The following is an 18,797-nucleotide window of genomic DNA, read 5'->3' as shown; positions in this document are numbered from 1 at the left end:
TAACGGCTTTTCTTGAATCTGGTTGCGGGGGCCGGATTTGAACCGACGACCTTCGGGTTATGAGCCCGACGAGCTACCAAGCTGCTCCACCCCGCGTCTGTGGAGGTGCAATATACGCGCTTAAAAAATTATTGCAACAAAAAAATTAAATAAAGAGTTTCGTTTGTTATAAAAATAAACGATATGTATGTTTTTTATTCTTATTTATCGTTTGGTACTGTAATTTGCGTTCAGTCAGAGAGAAGAAAAAGCACTGCGCTAGGCTATATTTTTAGCCAGTTTTCTGATAGCGTATGCAACTTTAATGCCTCATTATTATTTGGGAAAGAATATGCTATTTCAGACAAAAAATTTAGTCAAACTTACCGCACTTTGTTCGGCAGCATTGTTGGTTGCTTGTAGCTCGCAGCCTAGAGGAAGTGCAGGAAACAATCAGGCTGATCCGCAAAAATTTGGTGCAAAATACGAGGGGCGTCAATATCAACACTCAGTGTTTACTCCGGTCGCGAAAGTAGAAAATCAAAGTGCGGTGATTAATCAAGGTGATTTTTTGACCCAATTATCACATGTGCGTAGCTATTCGAATAAGCTCGCCAATCAATTCGATCACAGCTATGTCAAAGTGACCAATTGGATCTTAGCAGGTGGTAATATGCATGATTTAGCACAATTTGGTATTCAGCTGCAATTAATGAAAGGTTTTGATGGGTATCAAAATGTTTTAATGACGGGGTATTATTCTCCGGTTATTCATGCTCGCCGTAGTCAACAAGGGAAGTATAATCAACCTATTTACGCGTTGCCTAAACAAAAACGTGTAACCCGAGCCCAAGTGTATGCAGGTGCTTTAGCACGAAAAGGGTTGGAGCTGGCTTACAGTGATTCTATGTTAGATAACTTTTTATTAGGCGTTCAAGGAAGTGGCTATGTGGATTTTGGGGACGGTAAGCTAAATTATTTTGCTTATGCTGGACAAAATGGTTTTCCTTATACCAGTGTCGGACGTTTATTAGTAGAAGATGGCGAAATTGCTAAAGAGAAAATGTCGATTCAAGCGATTCGTGATTGGGCAAAAGCGAATCCTTCTCGCTTACAAGCCTTATTAGAACGCAATGAATCTTATGTTTATTTTAAAAATGATCCTTACGGTAAAGTCAAAGGTGCAGCCGGTGTGCCTTTAGTACCGATGGCGTCACTTGCGGCAGATCGAAATGTTGTGCCTTTAGGGAGCTTGCTTTTGGTGGAAGTGCCTCAAATGGATAAACACGGTAATTGGACAGGTGAGCATCAAATGTATTTGATGGTCGCGCTTGATGTGGGTGGGGCAGTGAAAGGGCATCACTTTGATTTATATCGTGGGATTGGCGATGACGCGGGTCATATTGCAGGATTATCAAAACATTATGGACGTGTGTGGGTATTACAATAATGGAGAGAGTGGATAATTATGAACAACGTTTTGGTGGGATCGCACGTTTATACAGTACTGAAGGGCTTACTCGTTTAAAACAGTCTCATGTGTGCGTCATCGGTATTGGTGGCGTCGGTTCATGGTGTGTGGAGGCATTAGCGCGCTCAGGTGTGGGCAAATTGACGTTAATTGATATGGATGATATTTGCGTGACCAACATTAACCGCCAAATCCATGCGCTTTCTGGCAACATTGGGCAATTAAAGACAGAAGTGATGAAAGCGCGGGTTGCGTTAATTAATCCTGAATGTGAAGTAGCGATTATTGATGATTTTATTTCCAGCGAAAACTTAGCGGATTATTTATCGAAAGGCTATGATTATGTCATTGATGCGATCGATCATGTCAAAACGAAAGCCGCACTCATTGCTTATTGTAAACGTCATAAAATTAACATGATTACCGTTGGTGGAGCAGGAGGTCAAACCGATCCGACTCAGATCCAAATTACCGATTTAAGTAGGACGATTCAAGATCCGCTCTTAGCAAAAGTACGTTCCTTATTACGTAAGGAATACCATTTTAGCCAAAATCCAAAACGAAAATTTGGTATTGATTGTGTGTTTTCCACACAACCCTTAATTTTTCCCAACGTGGATGGCAATTGTGAAGTATCAGCAAGTATGAACTGTGCCAATGGCTTTGGTGCTGCCACTATGGTGACTGCAACTTTTGGATTCTTTGCGGTTTCTCGTGTTATTAATAAACTGTTACGTTAAGCAGAAAACCGAAATAGGTGAATGACGTTTCACCTTTTTTTATTTCAACTTATTTTTTAGTTAAAAAAAAGATGGCAATTATCATGAAAAAAGAGTAGGCTAATCCGAAATTTTTGTTGTCAATCTTACAAAAGAAGGAAGAAAAATGGCAGGTTTCATTAAGACATTGAAAAAAACCGCATTAGCGGCAAGTATTGCTTCTTTAGCAACTGTGGCAAATGCGACGATTGTGACTTCGATTAAACCATTAGGTTTTATTGCTTCATCGATTGCCGATGGGGTAACAGACACTGAAGTATTAGTTCCTGCGGGTGCTTCACCACATGATTACAGCTTAAAACCCTCAGATATACAAAAATTACAGGGGGCGGAATTAATCCTGTGGGTCGGGGAAGATATTGATGCTTTCCTTGATAAAACATTACGTCCAATGCCTTTTAAAAAGGTGTTAAGTATTGCTGATTTTGCGGAAATTGGTGGTTTGCTTGAAGGTGAAGCACATGATCATAAACATGAGCATGACCACGATCATAAGCATGACCACGATCATAAGCATGACCACGAGCACAAACATGAGCACGATCACAAACACGACCACGCTCATAAACACGACCATGCTCATAAACACGACCATGCTCATAAACATGACCACGATCACAAACACGACCATGAGCATAAACATGACCACGCACATGGACACGATCATGATCACAGTACTAACTGGCATGTGTGGTATTCGCCAGAGATTAGCAAAATTGTCGCGACACGCTTAGCAACACGTTTAACGGAAGCTTATCCAGAGAAAAAAGAGAAAATTGCGCAAAATTTGGCAGAATTTAACCGCACTTTAGCTGAACAAAGCGAGAAAATTAAACAGCAACTCGCACCAGTTAAAGAAAAAGGGTTTTATGTTTTCCATGATGCGTATAGTTATTTCAATAATGCTTATGGCTTAAAACAAACCGGTTATTTCACAATTAATCCGTTGGTGGCGCCGGGGGCTAAGACGTTAGCGAAAATTAAGCAGGAAATTAAAGAACATAAAGTGAATTGCTTATTTGCGGAGCCACAATTCACACCAAAAGTAATTGAAAGTTTAAGTAAAGGTACCGGTGTACATGTAGGTCGTTTAGATCCGATGGGCGATGCGGTCAAGTTAGGCGTTAATTCTTATGCCAACTTCTTACAATATACGGCGGACAGCTACTTTGCTTGCTTAAGCAAGTAAAAAGTGCGGTCATTTTTAGCAAAAATAAAGGGCTTCTGTTTGGAAGCCCTTTGTGTATTGCAAGTTAGTCTTTTTTATGAGTGTATTCTTTATACATCGCTTCAATTTGTGCTTTATAGCGTTCCAAAATCACTTTACGACGGAGTTTCAATGTCGGAGTAATTTCTTCCATTTTTGTGGTAAATGCCTGAGGTAATAAAGTGAATTTTTTAATTTGCTCAAAGCTAGGCAATTCTTTTTGTAAATCATTAATACGCTGTTCAAACATTTGAAGAATATCAGAATGTTTAATGAGTTCTAAACGATCGTGATATTTTATATTTAATTGTTTGGCGTATTCTTCAAGACTATTGAAGCAAGGTACAATAAGCGCTGAGACATATTTTTTGGCATCCGCAATGACTGCAATTTGTTCAATAAATTTATCTTTACCCACTTTGGTTTCAATATATTGTGGAGCAATATATTTTCCATTGGAGGTTTTCATTAACTCTTTGATACGATCTGTAATATATAAATTACCTTGTGGATCAAATTCCCCAGCATCACCAGTTTTTAAGAATCCGTCTTCTGTAAAACTGTCAGCAGTTTCTTGTGGTTTTTTATAATAACCACGCATGACCATCCCGCCACGCACTAAGATTTCATTATTTTCCCCAATTTTGACTTCTGCACCAGGCATCAATGTACCAATAGAATTTGGTTCAAAATGCCCTTCTTCCCAGCAAGATACGGTAGCCGTGGTTTCTGTCATACCGTAGCCGAGCTTGACATTAATACCAATACTGTGGAAAAACAGACCAATGTTAGGCTCTAATTTTGCACCGCCACAAGGCATCATGCGGATGCGACCACCGAGTAATTGACGTAATTTAGATAACACTAACTTATCGGCTAGCGCATATTGTTGCCGTAGTACAAAAGGGATAGGTTTCTTTTGTGAAATAAACTGAAAACGTTTTTGTCCAACTGCAATTGCCCAATTGAAGATCATACGACGGAAGAGAGGTGCTTTTTGTACTTTATCCCAAACGGCGGTGTAAATTTTTTCATAAAAACGTGGCACAGCACACATCAGGGTTGGGCGAATTTCGCTAAGAGCTTCACGTACTCTGTTAGTATCTTCAAGATAACAATTGACTGCACCACGGTGTAAAACATAAGCAACCCAGGCTCGTTCAAAGATATGGGATAACGGTAAGAAAGAAAGCGAGCTATCATATTGGCTGACATTGAGTGTAGTAAATGCTTCGTCATGCGCTTTTAATTGGTGAGCAAGATTAGCGTAATCCAACATCACGCCCTTCGGTTCTCCCGTCGTGCCCGAGGTATAGATTAAAGTAAATAAGTCTGTCAGTTGTTTTTGTTCAAGACGCTCTTGCAGAGCTGTTTGTTGGAGTGGGCTTCCCTCGAGCAAAAAAGTTTGCCAATCACAAGCTTTAGGATGATTTTTTAAGTCCAAATTGTCTTTCATGGCGACAATTTTTTGTATTTGTGGACAAGCATCGATGATTTCTAGCGTACAGTTGTACTCTTCTTGATCACCAACAAAGAGGATTTTGACATCTGCGTTGTTAAGGATATATTCGACTTGTTTGGCGGCACTTGTCGCATAGATTGGCACAACAACAGCGCGTACTTGCATTGTCCCTATGTCAGCGATAGTCCAACGTGGCATATTATGTGCAAAAATGGCAATTTTATCTTGTACCCCAATATGATTGGCTAAGAGCGCATAAGAAAAGGTGTCGAGATCCTGTTGAAATTGGTGCCAAGAGATATTTTCCCAACCTGAAGGCGTGTGGTAACGTAGGGCAGTTTCATTTAATAAGAGCTTGGCTTGTTCGCGGATGCGATTAACAAAGTGTAAGTTCAAATTAGTCATGGTGTCCTTAATTAATTAGAATGGAATTTAACCGCTTTAGCTTACACTTGTTAGCTAAAATAAACTAGTTATTTTTCTCGAAATTTGATTAAAAATACCGAAAATGGCAGTGACATGAAACGGTATGTTAAGTCGATATGTGAGTTGACGAAAAATTTAAGCTTTTGCATTTTTGTAAAGCATGGTATAGGATGAAGAGGAGTTCTTATGTTGAGGACTTATTTGATGCTATAGAAAAAATAGGAGCTTACAATGAAAAAAATCATTGCTATTTTCTTATCTGCGACATTTGCTTTCGCTTTAACTGCTTGTGAAACCACGAAAGGTGTCGGTAAAGATATTCAAAACGCGGGTGAAAAATTAGAGCAGGCTGTAAGTAAATAGTGCCTAGCCGTGTAGGCTGAAACGATCACAAGCTAAATGTTCAAAAATCGCATTTAGTGTGATAATAACGATTAAAAAAGCTGGGTTTTCTTATAAAATCCAGCTTTTCGTTTTTGTTGACAGCAAAAAAGAAGCCCCTTGTTCTGACAAGAGGCTTCGTGTTTATTTAGGTTAGTAATTAACCTTTGTAGTTATAAACGTGTGCGACTAAGTCTAATACTTTGTTTGAGTAGCCGGTTTCGTTATCATACCAAGAAACTAATTTCACGAATGTATCGGTTAATGCAATACCTGCTGCTGCATCAAATACAGATGTTAATGCACAACCATTGAAGTCTGTAGAAACAACAGCATCTTCAGTGTAACCTAACACACCTTTCATTTCGTTTTCAGATGCGCGTTTGATTTCTGCACAGATTTCAGCATAAGTTGCTGGTTTTTCTAAGTTAACAGTTAAGTCAACAACAGATACGTTTGGAGTAGGAACACGGAACGCCATACCCGTTAATTTACCATTTAATGCAGGGATAACTTTACCTACTGCTTTCGCTGCACCTGTTGATGATGGGATGATGTTTTGTGCCGCACCACGACCACCACGCCAGTCTTTTGCAGATGGACCATCAACAGTTTTTTGCGTTGCAGTCGTTGCGTGAACTGTTGTCATTAAACCGTCTTTAATACCAAATTTGTCGTTGATCACTTTCGCTAATGGTGCTAAGCAGTTTGTTGTACAAGAGGCGTTAGATACGATATCTTGACCTGCATAAGTGTCAAAGTTTACACCGCTGACAAACATTGGAGTAGCATCTTTAGATGGACCAGTTAATACGACTTTTTTCGCACCGGCAGTGATGTGTTTACGTGCAGTTGCATCATCTAAGAATAAACCAGTCGCTTCAACGGCAATTTCCACACCGATTTCGTTCCATTTTAAGTTAGCTGGATCACGCTCAGCAGTGACACGGATAGTTTTACCATTTACCACTAAGTTGCCATCTTTTACTTCAACAGTACCATCGAAACGACCATGAGTTGAATCGTATTTAAGCATATAAGCCATATATTCAACATCGATTAAGTCGTTGATACCGACTACTTCGATGTCATCACGATGTTGTGCAGCACGAAATACGATACGACCGATACGGCCAAAGCCGTTGATACCAATTTTAATTGCCATAAGATTTTCACCTATATTTAAAGTTAAACAAAACGGTTACAGAGAACAAAAATGGTGTGTTTCATTTTTGTTTTTGTCGCGGAGGATTATAGCACGGTTTTTTTTTAGTTGTGAAACCACACAATGGGGAAAACAATAGCAGATAAACTTTTTGTGATCTATGTCAAAATAATAAAATGTCGGGCTTGTTTAATCTTTTTCTATTTTTTAAAACAGAAGATGCGCTCGTTTTTTATGAGGAAATGACATGAAAAAAAGAGAAGATATGACGGAAATGCAAGTGCATGTTTGTTTAAATCAAGGTACGGAATATCCGTTTACGGGGAAATTATTAGATCAACAAAAGAAAGGATTGTACCGTTGTGTAGTGTGCCATTCACCGTTATTTGTGTCTGATACAAAATTTGATGCGGGCTGCGGGTGGCCTAGCTTTTTTCAAGCGATTTCACCTGAAGCAATACGTTATTTAGATGACTACACATTATCACGCCCTCGCACTGAAATTCGTTGTGGTCAATGTGATGCTCATTTGGGACATGTATTTGAAGACGGTCCCCCGCCGACAGGATTACGTTATTGTGTTAATTCAGTGTCCATGGCATTTGAAGATAGCGAAACGGGCGAGCTCATTGAAGGCTAAATTTTTTTAAAATCTACCGCACTTTTTTATTTTTAGCTGATTTTCCGTGGATTTATCGGCATAATAGTCATTATCATTCATTATAAAGGAAGACGTTATGGCACAAGGTAATTTATATATTCTTTCGGCACCCAGTGGCGCGGGGAAATCCTCATTAATTTCCGCATTATTAAATCAGCAACAAGACAATAAAATGATGGTTTCTGTTTCACATACAACAAGACAACCTCGTCCCGGTGAGCAAGAGGGAGTGCATTATTATTTTGTATCAGTTGAAGCCTTTGAATCATTGATTGAGCAAGATTTATTTCTTGAGTATGCCAAGGTTTTTGGCGGAAATTATTACGGCACTTCATTACCTGCTATTGAAGAAAATTTAGCCAAAGGTATTGATGTTTTTTTAGATATTGATTGGCAGGGTGCGCAGCAAATTCGTCAAAAAGTGCCGAATGTCAAAAGTATTTTTATTTTACCCCCGTCTTTAGCTGAATTAGAACGTCGTTTAATTGGACGTGGGCAAGATAGTACGGAAGTGATTGCCGCACGTATGTCGAAAGCAATCGATGAAATTTCTCATTATAATGAATACGATTATGTGATTGTAAATGATGTCTTTGAACAAGCATTAGCTGATTTTCAAGCGATTCTACGTGCCGAACGTTTAACGTTAACGCATCAGCAAAAACAAAATCAGGCGTTGATTGAACAATTGCTAGCAAAATAGACCTCACTTTAGTATCATATGACCCCTTTTTAACATTTTTTTGACTAATAAGAGATGGAGTAATATATGGCTCGTGTCACAGTACAAGGTGCGGTAGAAAAAATTGGTAACCGTTTTGATTTAATTTTAACCGCAGCACGTCGCGCAAGACAATTACAGTTACATATTCGTGAACCTCTAGTACCAGAAGATAACGATAAACCAACCGTGATTGCCCTACGTGAAATTGAGAAAGGGTTGATTAATAACGAGATTATGAATGCCCAAGAGCGTTATGATGCGTTGGAAAAAGAAAACTCGGAATTACACGCTGTTTCTTTATTATCTAATCAGTAAAAGTGCGGTCATTTTGCACAACGTTTTCAGAAAATCACATTGAACTAAGTTAGGTGTCCCTTGTATCTTTTTGAAAGTCTAAATCGCATTATTGAGGCGTATTTACCGCCAGAACAGATCGAACTTGTTAAACGTGCGTATATTATTGCTCGTGATGCGCATGAGGGACAATCGCGTTCTAGTGGTGAACCTTATATCACTCATCCTGTCGCAGTCGCATCGATTATTGCTGAAATGCGTTTAGATCATGAAGCTGTGATGGCGGCATTATTGCATGATGTGATTGAAGACACCCCTTATACAGAAGAGCAATTGAAAACAGAGTTTGGTGCCAGTGTGGCAGAAATTGTAGAAGGCGTATCAAAACTCGATAAGTTGAAATTCCGGACACGTAAAGAGGCGGCAGCTGAAAACTTTCGCAAAATGATTTTAGCCATGACACGAGATATTCGTGTGGTGTTAATTAAGCTTGCTGATAGAACGCACAATATGCGTACACTCGGCTCGCTACGTCCAGATAAACGTCGCCGTATTGCAAAAGAAACGCTTGAAATTTATAGCCCTTTGGCTCATCGTTTAGGTATTGAACATATCAAAAATGAGTTGGAAGACTTAGGCTTTGAAGCCATGCACCCACAACGTTATGCGGTGTTGCAAAAAGTGATTCAGGTGGCGCGTGGTAATCGTAAAGACATGATTCAGCGTATTACCAATGAAATTAAAGGACGATTAGAAGATGTGGGCATTAAAGCTCGTGTTTTTGGGCGGGAAAAACATCTTTATGCCATTTATCAAAAAATGAAACTGAAAGATCAACAGTTTCATTCTATTATGGATATCTATGCATTCCGTTCTGTCGTTAAAGATATTGATACTTGCTATCGTGTGCTTGGGCAAATGCATGGGCTATATAAACCTCGTCCTGGTCGTGTTAAAGATTACATCGCGGTGCCAAAAGCAAATGGCTACCAGTCATTACATACCTCAATGATCGGTCCACATGGTGTTCCCGTTGAAGTACAAATTCGTACTGAAGAAATGGATCAAATGGCGGAAATGGGGGTGGCAGCTCATTGGGCATATAAAGAAGGTGGCAAAAATGACAGCACGACAGTACAAATTCGAGCTCAACGTTGGTTACAAAGCTTAATTGAATTGCAACAAAGTGTAGGAAATTCTTTTGAGTTTATCGAGAGTGTCAAATCTGAATTTTTCCCAAAAGAGATTTATGTTTTCACACCGAAAGGACGTATTGTGGAATTGCCAGTTGGAGCAACGCCTGTCGATTTTGCTTATGCGGTACACACGGATATCGGTCATAGCTGTATTGCGGCTAATGTTGATCGTAAATCTTACCCTTTATCACAAGCCTTAACTTCAGGACAAACGGTTGACATCATTACTTTACCAAATTCTCAACCGAGCGCGGGATGGTTAAATTTTGTGGTGACAGCGAAAGCACGAACCAATATTCGTAATTTCCTTAAAAATTTACGTGGTGGTGAGGCGATAACATTAGGTAAACGTCAGTTGACACGTGCGTTGGCACCGACGAAGTTAGAAGATCTTGATAAAAATAGAGTACAAAATTTATTAACTGAGCTGAAATTAGCCACATTCGATGATTTATTAATGGAAATTGGTCTAGGTAATCAAATGAGTGCGGTAATCGCTTATCGCTTGCTAGGAGAAGCCATTGAAATTGATACGGATGGTGATCTTACAAACAATAAAGCGAATTTTGAAATTAAAAGTGCTGGTGGATTACTTACCACGTTTGCCCAATGTTGTCACCCAATTCCAGGCGATCCTATTGTTGCTTATACGAGCTCCGGCAAGGGCTTAGTGATTCATCATGAAGCTTGCGCGAATTTAAAACATCGTAAAGACAATCCTGAACACTATATGCCAGTGGAATGGGAGCAAAGCGATAATATGATCGATTTTGAAGCGGAATTGCGTATTGAACTTATCAATCAGCAAGGCGCTTTACCAAATTTAACGACACTGATTTCGTCTTTAGGCAGTAATATTCAAAGTATTTGGACGGAAGAACAAGAAGGGCGTTTATATCAAATCGTCGTGTTGTTGACCGTAAAAGACACTAAGCATTTAGCGAATATTATTCGTAAAATCAAAGCAATTCCGGGTTTTATTAATATTGAACGTAATATCAATCAATGACCATACAATTCCTCGATGCAGTCCCTTTAACGACACTTTCTGGTGTTGGGGCTGCCATTTCTGACAAGCTTGGGCGGATTGGTATTCACAATCTCCAAGATTTGTTATTTCATTTACCGATTCGTTATGAAGATCGTACTCGAATTACGCCAATTCATGATCTTCGTCCTGATGCTTATGCTACCATTGAGGGTGTTGTACAAACGTGTGAAGTGCAGTTTGGTAAACGCCCAATTTTAAATGTTTCTCTTTCGGATGGCACATCAAAAATTATGCTACGTTTTTTTAACTTCAATGCGGGCATGAAAAATAGTCTTCAACCGGGTGCAAGAGTAAAAGCCTTTGGTGAGGTTAAACGTGGGCGTTTCATGGCAGAAATTCATCACCCGGAATATCAAATTATTCGCGATAATGCCCCTTTAATTTTAGAAGAAACCTTGACGCCAATTTATTCTACAACAGAGGGATTAAAACAAAATTCATTACGTAAGCTGACTGATCAAGCTTTGGCTGTGCTTGAGAATATCCAAATTGCAGAAATCTTACCTAATGAATTTAATCCGCATCCTTTTAGCTTAAAAGAGGCGATTCGTTTTTTGCATCGCCCACCGCCTGATGTATCCTTAGAAGCCTTAGAAAAAGGAACCCACCCCGCTCAGCAACGCCTGATTTTTGAGGAATTATTGGCGCATAATTTGGCGATGCAAAAAGTGCGGATCGGTACACAGCAATTTTTCGCTTACCCTTTATCTTATCAGACTGATTTAAAACAGCGTTTTTTGGCACAATTACCTTTTGCACCAACAGATGCACAAGTTCGTGTTACCCAAGAGATAGAGCAAGATCTTACTCATCCTTTCCCGATGATGCGTTTAGTTCAAGGTGATGTTGGCTCAGGTAAAACCTTAGTGGCTGCGTTAGCTGCCTTGCTTGCAATAGATAATGGCAAACAAGTCGTGCTTATGGCACCTACCGAAATTTTAGCGGAACAACATGCTACAAATTTTCGCCGTTGGTTTGAGTCCCTAGGCATTGAAGTGGGTTGGCTTGCAGGTAAAGTCAAAGGAAAGGCGCGTCAAATAGAATTGGAAAAGATTCGAACGGGGCAAGTACAAATGGTCGTGGGAACCCATGCCTTATTTCAAGACGAGGTGGAATTTTCAGATTTGGCATTGGTGATCGTTGATGAACAGCATCGGTTTGGTGTGCATCAGCGTTTAATGCTACGAGAAAAAGGTAAACAGGCTGATCATTATCCGCACCAACTCATTATGACGGCGACACCGATTCCTCGCACTTTAGCCATGACGGTGTATGCGGATTTAGATACCTCGATTATTGATGAACTACCGCCAGGACGAACACCGATTACGACCGTGGCAATTTCTGAAGAAAGACGAGCTGAAGTCATTGCTAGAGTGAATCATGCCTGTGTGAATGAAAAACGTCAGGCATATTGGGTCTGTACATTGATTGATGAATCAGAAGTACTAGAGGCACAAGCGGCTGAGGCTATTGCTGAAGATCTTCGTAAAATTCTACCGCACTTACGCATTGGCTTAGTGCATGGTCGTATGAAACCGGCTGAAAAACAAGACATCATGCAAGCATTTAAACAGGCAGAAATTGATTTGTTAGTCGCAACAACGGTGATTGAGGTCGGTGTTGATGTGCCGAATGCCAGCTTAATGATCATTGAAAATGCAGAACGTTTAGGTTTATCACAATTACATCAGTTACGCGGTCGAGTAGGGCGAGGGACAACCGCTTCTTTTTGTGTACTGATGTATAAGCCCCCACTAGGAAAAATTTCCCAGAAACGTTTACAAGTCCTCAGAGATACGCAAGATGGTTTTGTTATTTCGGAAAAAGATTTAGAAATCAGAGGGCCTGGCGAAGTGCTTGGTACAAAACAAACCGGGGTGGCCGAATTTAAGGTGGCAAATTTAATGCGCGATCGCAAAATGATTCCTACGGTGCAGTATTATGCGCGTCGTTTGATTGTTGAGCAACCAGAAGTGGCCACCAAATTAATCCAACGTTGGATTAATCAACGGGAGATTTATACGCATGTCTGATTATTCCCAATTGTTACAAAATGCCACTTGGCAGCCTTCAACGGATATGCAATTACTTCCGTCGATTTCTTCTTGGCTAGAGCTATCCACATCTTTAACTACACAGCTAAAACAAGCTTTTGGCGAAGTGAATGTATGTGTCTTAGCCGAGTCATGGATAACGACGCTTAACGAGAATGAACGTCAATTTTTTCCAAAACAAGCATGCCCGTGTTGGTGTCGAGAAGTGATCTTAAAAAGCCAAGATATACCATTAATTTTTGCGCGTACTTTAATTCCGGCTTCTTTATTGACGCAGCATAGAGAATTACAACAATTGGGCAATCGTGCGTTAGGTGAGTGGCTGTTTATGCAATCTGATCGTATAAGGCAAAAATTAGAATTAACGCAAGATAAAAACACTGCACTTTATGCCCGCCGTGCCTTAATGAGTATTGGCGCTGAGAATATGATGGTTGCTGAATTATTTCTAACACCACAAATTTTTACGAGAGTAGTCAAATGAATAGCCCTTATCAACCTACTATCCTATTTTTTGATTCCGGTATGGGCGGCTTTAGTGTTTATAAAGAAACAAAGCAACTTTTACCCGATTGTCACTATCTTTATTGTTTCGATAATGCGTTTTTTCCTTATTCGGAAAAAAGTGAAGAGGAAATTATTCAGCGTACGCTCAAAATTTGTCAAAAAATTGACCGCACTTTCCCTTTAGACTTAATTGTGATTGCGTGTAATACGGCAAGCACGGTGGTATTACCCGCACTAAGAGCGCATTTTGCGATTCCTGTCGTGGGAACTGTGCCTGCAATTAAACCCGCAGCAGAATGTTCAGAAACAAAACATATTGGCTTATTAGCTACAAAAGGCACCGTGAAAAGAGCCTATGTCGCGGATTTAATTGCACAGTATGCTCGCGATTGCACAGTTGAGAAATTGGGCAGTACAAAATTAGTCGAAATTGCTGAACAAAAGTTACATGGCAAAGCGGTTGATTTACATGCTTTAAAGCAAGAGCTAGCGCCTTGGCAGTCAATTCAGGATCTTGATACCGTCGTATTAGGTTGTACGCACTTTCCTTTAATTAAAGAAGAAATTAAATGGTGTTTACCACAAGTGCGTTTTTTTGTTGATTCTGGTAAAGCGATTGCTTTACGGGTTAAAACGTTATTGTCTAAGATAGACATTCAGTCTAAAACTAACGAGAAAAATCTTATTTTTTGTACTCAATTTTTTGAGGATGAAGCACAGTTTCAAAAGGTTATCCATTTTTGGGGATTTGAGAGATTGGTGTTGTTAAAGATAAATGGAATTCATTTATAAAGATTATCTTTTGAAATGGATCAAATTTTTTTCGAAAGTAGTGTGTTATAACGCATTCAAAAATTCAATGAGAAAACACTATGCCAAATGAATTAAACTCTTTACTTCCTAATATTCGAATGAAACGAGAAGGAATGACAGAAACAGAGAAGAAAGTGGTTGATTGGTTGTTAGATTCAACTAAGTTCAATAAGCAAACTTCGTTGAATTTTGTAGCTGAATCTTTATCTGTTTCTGAAGCATTAGTTGTTAAAGTTGCTAAAATTTTAGGTTTTTCGGGTTTTCGTGAATTAAGACAAAAAATAGTGTCATCTTTTGAAACAACTAATACGGATACTATTGAGCTTTCCAAGCAAGACAGTGTACAGGACTTGATTAATAAAGTATTTAATGTATCGCTACAAACAATTTTGGAAGGCAAATCTATTTTAGAGACCAAAGTATTGGAGCGAGCAGCACTCTGTTTTTTTGCAGCTAAACAGCGTGATCTTTATGCAGCGGGTGGCTCTAATTCAATTTGTGATGATATAGCACATAAATTTTTGCGCATTGGCATTCGTTGTAATACTTTCCGTGACATTCATTTAATGATGATGTCTGCTTCTTTGTTATCTGAACAAGATGTAGTTTTAGTCGTTTCTCATTCAGGTAAAACAGCAGATTTATTAAAAGTTGTTAAAGAAGCGCGTGAAAATGGCGCGAAAATTATTTGTATTACCCATAGTGATATTTCTCCTATTGTTGCATTATCTGATTTTGTGATATGTACTCCTGCCCCAGACACTCAGCTACTAGGTAAAAATGCATCAGCTCGTATTTTACAATTAATTTTAGTAGACGCTTTTTTTATGGCTGTTGCTAAGTTAGATATGCAAAGAGCCGAGGAAAACCTACAAAAAACGTTCAATTCTACAGAAATGTTTCGTCAAAAATAATCTGTTCCAATTTATCCTACTCGTCCTTGTTTTAACCTTTAACTTTACAAAAATATTAAATTTGTGAAGTTGATCGCTTTTTTTGTCGTATTTTTTTGATATAAGTAAGGTAAAACAAAACATAAGATAATCTTCAGTGAAGTTTTATGTTTGTTTCTTAATGTTGTTTATTCAACAGTCTATTTTCACTTTATGCTAGGAGATTATTATGAAAAGCCTAAAAATCTTTAAATCTTGTTTAGCTGTTATGGGATTAGCATGTTCTATTTCTGCTTATTCAGCAGATTATGCTGTTATTTTAAAAACTTTATCCAATCCATTCTGGGTTGAGATGAAATCTGGTGTAGAAAAGGAAGCTAAGACTCTCAATGTTTCTGTCGATATTTTTGCTTCACCATCAGAAGGAGATTATCAATCTCAGCTACAACTTTTTGAGGATCTAATGAATAAGGGCTATAAGGGCATTGCATTTGCTCCACTGTCACCAGCTAATTTAGTTATGCCGGCCGCTAAAGCTTATAAAAAGGGAATTTACCTTGTTAACTTAGATGAGAAAGTAGATCTTGATAATTTACGTAAAGCTGGAGGAAATGTAGAGGCTTTTATTACTACAGATAATGTAGCTGTTGGCGGCAAAGCCGCTCAATTTATTGTTGAACAATTAGGTAAAAATGGTGGTGACGTTGCTATTATTGAGGGAAAAGCAGGTAATGCTTCGGGAGAGGCTAGAAAACGTGGTGCAACAGAAATTTTTGAGAAAAATACGCAAATTAAGTTAGTAGCAAGTCAACCGGCAGATTGGGATCGAATTAAGGCTCTTGATGTCGCGACTAATGTACTTTCACGTAACCCAAATATTAAAGCTTTTTATGCAGCAAATGACACTATGGCAATGGGAGTAGCTCAAGCGGTAGCAAATGCAGGCAAGCAAGGTAAAGTACTCGTAGTTGGTACAGATGGTGTACCTGAAGCTAGAAAAATGGTTTCTGAAGGAAAATTAACTGCAACAGTTGCGCAAGATCCTGCTGAAATTGGAGCAAAAGGATTACGTTTATTAGTTGAGGCTCAAAAATTAGGTAAACAAAACTCAGTAGATAACGATCCTATATTAGCAACAGTAGATTCTATTCTTGTTATAAAAGAATAAATTCTACCGCACTTTGGGAAATTAGGTAAGTCTCTAATTTCCCTTATTAAAGTAGGAGAAGAATATGAGCCAAATACTCGTTCAAATGAGGAATATTTCTAAGCATTTTGGTGTTGTCAAGGCATTAGATAAAGTCAACATGGATATCTATAGCCATGAAATACATGCATTATTAGGTGAGAATGGTGCGGGAAAATCAACATTAATGAAATTATTATCTGGATTACATCGACCTACTTCGGGAAGTATTGCCATTAATGAGAGACAATACGAATTTCTCGATCATAAAGTTGCAGCTGAGCTAGGAATTGGCATTATCTATCAAGAATTAAGTTTGATTGATGAACTTAGTGTTTTAGAAAACCTTTTTATTGGACGTTTATTGACTAAAAAGGTCTTAGGAATCTCAATAATTGATTGGGATAGAATGCGATCTCAAGCAGTAATCACCTTACTGCGTTTAGGTTTAAAAATCGATTTAGATGAGAAAGTGAGTAATTTGTCAATTTCTTATAAACAAATGATAGAGATTGCTAAAGTTTTAATTTCAGATGTGAAAATTATTATTATGGATGAGCCCACATCTTCTTTAACAAATGCTGAAATTGAATATCTTTTTTTTATTATGAAACAACTTAAAAAAGATGGAAAAGCAATTGTTTATATTTCTCATAAAATGAATGAGATTCGGCAGATCTGTGAACGTTATACTATTTTAAAAGATGGAAAATCAGTTGCTTCAGGAAATATTCAGGATATTACTAATGATCAGATAATTAAATTAATGGTTGGACGAGAAATTGAGTCTAAATTTATTAATACTGGAAAGGTAAAGTTAGACGATATTATTTTTGAAGTAAAAGGTGTTACAAGTAAAAATTTAAAACAAGTTAATGATGTTTCTTTTTCTTTATATCGAGGAGAAATCCTAGGATTTTCTGGTTTGGTTGGTTCTGGCCGTACAGAGTTAATGAATTGTTTATTTGGTGTTGATAGATGTGTCACGGGTAAAATTTATTTAGATGGGAAAGAAATTAGTCCTAAATCTCCTTTAGATGCGATTAAAAAAGGTATGGCGTATATTACAGAAAATCGTCGTGGCAATGGTTTCTTTCATAATTTTTCGATTAAACAAAATATTGTTTTATCAAAGAGTCTAAAGGACGGTGGCTATAAAGGGGCTATTGGTTTGTTTAATCACAAGTATGAACAAGAATGTGCGGAGCAGCAAAAGTCTATTCTGAATATTAAATGTGCCTCAATTGAACAGAATATTATGCAATTATCAGGTGGGAATCAGCAAAAAGTGATTATTGGAAAATGGATGGTTTGTGAGCCGAACGTGATTATTTTTGATGAGCCAACTAGAGGAATTGATATTGGAGCAAAAACTGAAATTTACAAAATCATGCGTCAGTTAGCTCAACAAGGTAAAGCAATTTTAATGGTTTCATCAGAATTACCCGAGATCATGGCAGTATGTGATCGGATCGCTGTATTCAGAGAAGGGAAAATTACACGAATTCTTGAAAATAATACAGCACTTACAGAAGAAGAAATTATGCGATGGGCATTGCCACAGGACTAGCAATATAGGAGCCATTTATGCAAGTGAATCAATTTAATTTTCCTCAATTCTGGGATAGATACGGAACTTTCTTTATTCTTACTATTATCTTAGTAATTTTTGGATCGATTTCTAGCCAATATTTTTTAACAACCAATAATATACGACAAATTTTTGTTCAAAGCTCTGTAACTGTGTTGATCGGAATGGGAGAATTTTTTGCAATTTTAATTGCAGGTATTGATTTGTCTGTAGGTTCTATTTTAGCGTTATCAGGAATGGTTACGGCCAAATTGATGATTGTTGGTATTGATCCTATTTTAGCTTCACTGATTGGTAGTATTTGCGTTGGTGGAGGATTAGGAGCTATTAATGGTGCTTTAGTAAATTATACTGGGCTACATCCATTTATTATTACTCTAGGAACTAATGCAATTTTTCGAGGAGCAACGTTAGTTATTTCTGATGCCAATTCTGTTTACGGTTTTTCTTTTGAATTTGTGGATTTCTTTTCACAGGATATTTTATGGATTCCCATTCCAGTGATATTTGCTTTGCTTGTTGCACTATTTCTTTGGTTTTTAACTAATAAAACTCGACTTGGACGTAATATTTATGCATTAGGGGGTAACAAAGAGTCAGCCTATTATTCTGGCATTGATGTCAAATTTCATACGATGGCGGTTTTTGTTATTTCAGGGATTTGTGCTGGATTGGCTGGCGTAGTTTCTACAGCTCGCTTAGGTGCCGCAGAACCTTTAGCTGGAGTAGGTTTTGAAACTTATGCTATTGCAAGTGCGATAATTGGTGGAACCAGCTTTTTTGGTGGAAAAGGGCGAGTATTTTCTGTCGTGATTGGAGGGCTAATTATCGGCACTATTAACAATGGTCTGAATATTTTACAAGTACAAACCTATTATCAACTTGTTGTTATGGGGAGTTTAATTATTGTGGCAGTTGCTCTGGATCGTTTAATTAGCCGTTAATTGAGGAATA

At 38.2% G+C, this 18,797-nt stretch carries 17 protein-coding genes and 1 tRNA gene; 15 read left to right on the top strand and 3 right to left on the bottom strand.

All coding sequences use genetic code 11. The features are described 5' to 3' along the window. Positions 1-19 precede the first annotated feature (19 nt). Positions 20-96: transfer RNA gene (locus tag KPF51_RS06245), tRNA-Met, on the bottom strand. Between the two features lie 235 nt (positions 97-331). Between KPF51_RS06245 and mltA the strand changes: the two genes are divergently transcribed. The 3 genes from mltA to znuA all read left to right on the top strand — a co-directional run bounded on the left by mltA (position 332) and on the right by znuA (position 3,418). Further along, entirely contained in the window at positions 332-1,429 is a 1,098-nt protein-coding gene (gene mltA / locus KPF51_RS06240) for a murein transglycosylase A (RefSeq protein ID WP_005722850.1), read from the top strand. Further along, on the top strand, positions 1,429-2,190 hold the full coding sequence (gene tcdA / locus KPF51_RS06235; RefSeq protein WP_005722849.1) for a tRNA cyclic N6-threonylcarbamoyladenosine(37) synthase TcdA: 762 nt from the start codon (positions 1,429-1,431) through the stop codon (positions 2,188-2,190). Before mltA ends, tcdA begins: the two co-directional genes overlap by 1 nt. A gap of 145 nt (positions 2,191-2,335) precedes the next feature. Further along, positions 2,336-3,418, top strand: a complete 1,083-nt coding sequence (gene znuA / locus KPF51_RS06230) for a zinc ABC transporter substrate-binding protein ZnuA (RefSeq protein ID WP_211599571.1) — start codon at positions 2,336-2,338, stop codon at positions 3,416-3,418. A 64-nt stretch (positions 3,419-3,482) separates the two neighbouring features. On the opposite strand, the gene KPF51_RS06225 is transcribed toward znuA, so the two are convergent. After that, a complete protein-coding gene (locus tag KPF51_RS06225) occupies positions 3,483-5,303 on the bottom strand; it encodes a long-chain fatty acid--CoA ligase (RefSeq protein WP_010906919.1) in 1,821 nt (606 codons plus the stop codon). Between the two features lie 252 nt (positions 5,304-5,555). Here KPF51_RS06225 and KPF51_RS06220 point away from each other — a divergent pair, with 252 nt between their 5' ends. Then, positions 5,556-5,687 carry an entericidin A/B family lipoprotein gene (locus KPF51_RS06220; RefSeq protein ID WP_005717037.1) on the top strand — a complete coding sequence of 44 codons (132 nt, stop codon included), beginning with the start codon at positions 5,556-5,558 and terminating at the stop codon, positions 5,685-5,687. Between the two features lie 178 nt (positions 5,688-5,865). On the opposite strand, the gene gap is transcribed toward KPF51_RS06220, so the two are convergent. Then, on the bottom strand, positions 5,866-6,870 hold the full coding sequence (gap, locus tag KPF51_RS06215; protein ID WP_005717035.1) for a type I glyceraldehyde-3-phosphate dehydrogenase: 1,005 nt from the start codon (positions 6,868-6,870) through the stop codon (positions 5,866-5,868). A gap of 247 nt (positions 6,871-7,117) precedes the next feature. On the opposite strand from gap, the gene msrB reads away from it, so the two are divergent. The 11 genes from msrB (at position 7,118) to alsC (ending at position 18,787) form a co-directional block, all read left to right on the top strand. Beyond that, on the top strand, positions 7,118-7,510 hold the full coding sequence (gene msrB / locus KPF51_RS06210; protein ID WP_005717033.1) for a peptide-methionine (R)-S-oxide reductase MsrB: 393 nt from the start codon (positions 7,118-7,120) through the stop codon (positions 7,508-7,510). Between the two features lie 97 nt (positions 7,511-7,607). After that, on the top strand, positions 7,608-8,234 hold the full coding sequence (gene gmk / locus KPF51_RS06205; protein ID WP_005722822.1) for a guanylate kinase: 627 nt from the start codon (positions 7,608-7,610) through the stop codon (positions 8,232-8,234). Positions 8,235-8,300: 66 nt separating this feature from the next. Beyond that, positions 8,301-8,570, top strand: a complete 270-nt coding sequence (rpoZ, locus tag KPF51_RS06200; protein ID WP_005717016.1) for a DNA-directed RNA polymerase subunit omega — start codon at positions 8,301-8,303, stop codon at positions 8,568-8,570. 60 nt (positions 8,571-8,630) lie between these two features. Continuing rightward, entirely contained in the window at positions 8,631-10,754 is a 2,124-nt protein-coding gene (spoT, locus tag KPF51_RS06195; protein ID WP_064661086.1) for a bifunctional GTP diphosphokinase/guanosine-3',5'-bis pyrophosphate 3'-pyrophosphohydrolase, read from the top strand. Then, positions 10,751-12,832, top strand: coding sequence for an ATP-dependent DNA helicase RecG (recG, locus tag KPF51_RS06190; protein WP_064661085.1), 2,082 nt, complete (start codon positions 10,751-10,753; stop codon positions 12,830-12,832). Before spoT ends, recG begins: the two co-directional genes overlap by 4 nt. Next, on the top strand, positions 12,825-13,337 hold the full coding sequence (locus tag KPF51_RS06185; RefSeq protein ID WP_005722818.1) for a chorismate lyase: 513 nt from the start codon (positions 12,825-12,827) through the stop codon (positions 13,335-13,337). The genes recG and KPF51_RS06185 overlap by 8 nt, the downstream gene beginning before the upstream one ends. Beyond that, positions 13,334-14,152 carry a glutamate racemase gene (gene murI / locus KPF51_RS06180; protein WP_059246138.1) on the top strand — a complete coding sequence of 273 codons (819 nt, stop codon included), beginning with the start codon at positions 13,334-13,336 and terminating at the stop codon, positions 14,150-14,152. Before KPF51_RS06185 ends, murI begins: the two co-directional genes overlap by 4 nt. An 80-nt stretch (positions 14,153-14,232) precedes the next feature. Further along, on the top strand, positions 14,233-15,087 hold the full coding sequence (locus KPF51_RS06175) for a MurR/RpiR family transcriptional regulator (RefSeq protein WP_061405926.1): 855 nt from the start codon (positions 14,233-14,235) through the stop codon (positions 15,085-15,087). A 208-nt stretch (positions 15,088-15,295) separates the two neighbouring features. Next, entirely contained in the window at positions 15,296-16,234 is a 939-nt protein-coding gene (gene alsB / locus KPF51_RS06170; protein WP_005725574.1) for a D-allose transporter substrate-binding protein, read from the top strand. Positions 16,235-16,298: 64 nt separating this feature from the next. Beyond that, positions 16,299-17,822, top strand: coding sequence for a D-allose ABC transporter ATP-binding protein AlsA (gene alsA / locus KPF51_RS06165; protein ID WP_061405927.1), 1,524 nt, complete (start codon positions 16,299-16,301; stop codon positions 17,820-17,822). 17 nt (positions 17,823-17,839) lie between these two features. Continuing rightward, the gene (gene alsC, locus KPF51_RS06160) at positions 17,840-18,787 is read left to right on the top strand and encodes a D-allose ABC transporter permease (RefSeq protein ID WP_059246140.1); all 948 of its coding nucleotides are present in this window, start codon (positions 17,840-17,842) and stop codon (positions 18,785-18,787) included. Positions 18,788-18,797 lie beyond the last annotated feature (10 nt).

This window comes from Pasteurella sp. XG20, assembly GCF_018968665.1.
In the GTDB taxonomy this organism is placed as follows: Bacteria; Pseudomonadota; Gammaproteobacteria; order Enterobacterales; family Pasteurellaceae; genus Pasteurella; species Pasteurella multocida.
Note: the sequence above shows the minus strand (reverse complement) of the source record. Positions and strands in the feature narration are given on the sequence as shown.

Excerpts from the sequence above, each read along its gene's own strand:
- mltA (WP_005722850.1), top strand. The coding sequence starts at position 332 with ATGCTATTTCAGACAAAAAATTTAGTCAAACTTACCGCACTTTGTTCG.
- tcdA (WP_005722849.1), top strand. The coding sequence starts at position 1,429 with ATGGAGAGAGTGGATAATTATGAACAACGTTTTGGTGGGATCGCACGT.
- znuA (WP_211599571.1), top strand. The coding sequence starts at position 2,336 with ATGGCAGGTTTCATTAAGACATTGAAAAAAACCGCATTAGCGGCAAGT.
- KPF51_RS06225 (WP_010906919.1), bottom strand. The coding sequence starts at position 5,303 with ATGACTAATTTGAACTTACACTTTGTTAATCGCATCCGCGAACAAGCC.
- KPF51_RS06220 (WP_005717037.1), top strand. The coding sequence starts at position 5,556 with ATGAAAAAAATCATTGCTATTTTCTTATCTGCGACATTTGCTTTCGCT.
- gap (WP_005717035.1), bottom strand. The coding sequence starts at position 6,870 with ATGGCAATTAAAATTGGTATCAACGGCTTTGGCCGTATCGGTCGTATC.
- msrB (WP_005717033.1), top strand. The coding sequence starts at position 7,118 with ATGAAAAAAAGAGAAGATATGACGGAAATGCAAGTGCATGTTTGTTTA.
- gmk (WP_005722822.1), top strand. The coding sequence starts at position 7,608 with ATGGCACAAGGTAATTTATATATTCTTTCGGCACCCAGTGGCGCGGGG.
- rpoZ (WP_005717016.1), top strand. The coding sequence starts at position 8,301 with ATGGCTCGTGTCACAGTACAAGGTGCGGTAGAAAAAATTGGTAACCGT.
- recG (WP_064661085.1), top strand. The coding sequence starts at position 10,751 with ATGACCATACAATTCCTCGATGCAGTCCCTTTAACGACACTTTCTGGT.
- KPF51_RS06185 (WP_005722818.1), top strand. The coding sequence starts at position 12,825 with ATGTCTGATTATTCCCAATTGTTACAAAATGCCACTTGGCAGCCTTCA.
- murI (WP_059246138.1), top strand. The coding sequence starts at position 13,334 with ATGAATAGCCCTTATCAACCTACTATCCTATTTTTTGATTCCGGTATG.
- KPF51_RS06175 (WP_061405926.1), top strand. The coding sequence starts at position 14,233 with ATGCCAAATGAATTAAACTCTTTACTTCCTAATATTCGAATGAAACGA.
- alsB (WP_005725574.1), top strand. The coding sequence starts at position 15,296 with ATGAAAAGCCTAAAAATCTTTAAATCTTGTTTAGCTGTTATGGGATTA.
- alsA (WP_061405927.1), top strand. The coding sequence starts at position 16,299 with ATGAGCCAAATACTCGTTCAAATGAGGAATATTTCTAAGCATTTTGGT.
- alsC (WP_059246140.1), top strand. The coding sequence starts at position 17,840 with ATGCAAGTGAATCAATTTAATTTTCCTCAATTCTGGGATAGATACGGA.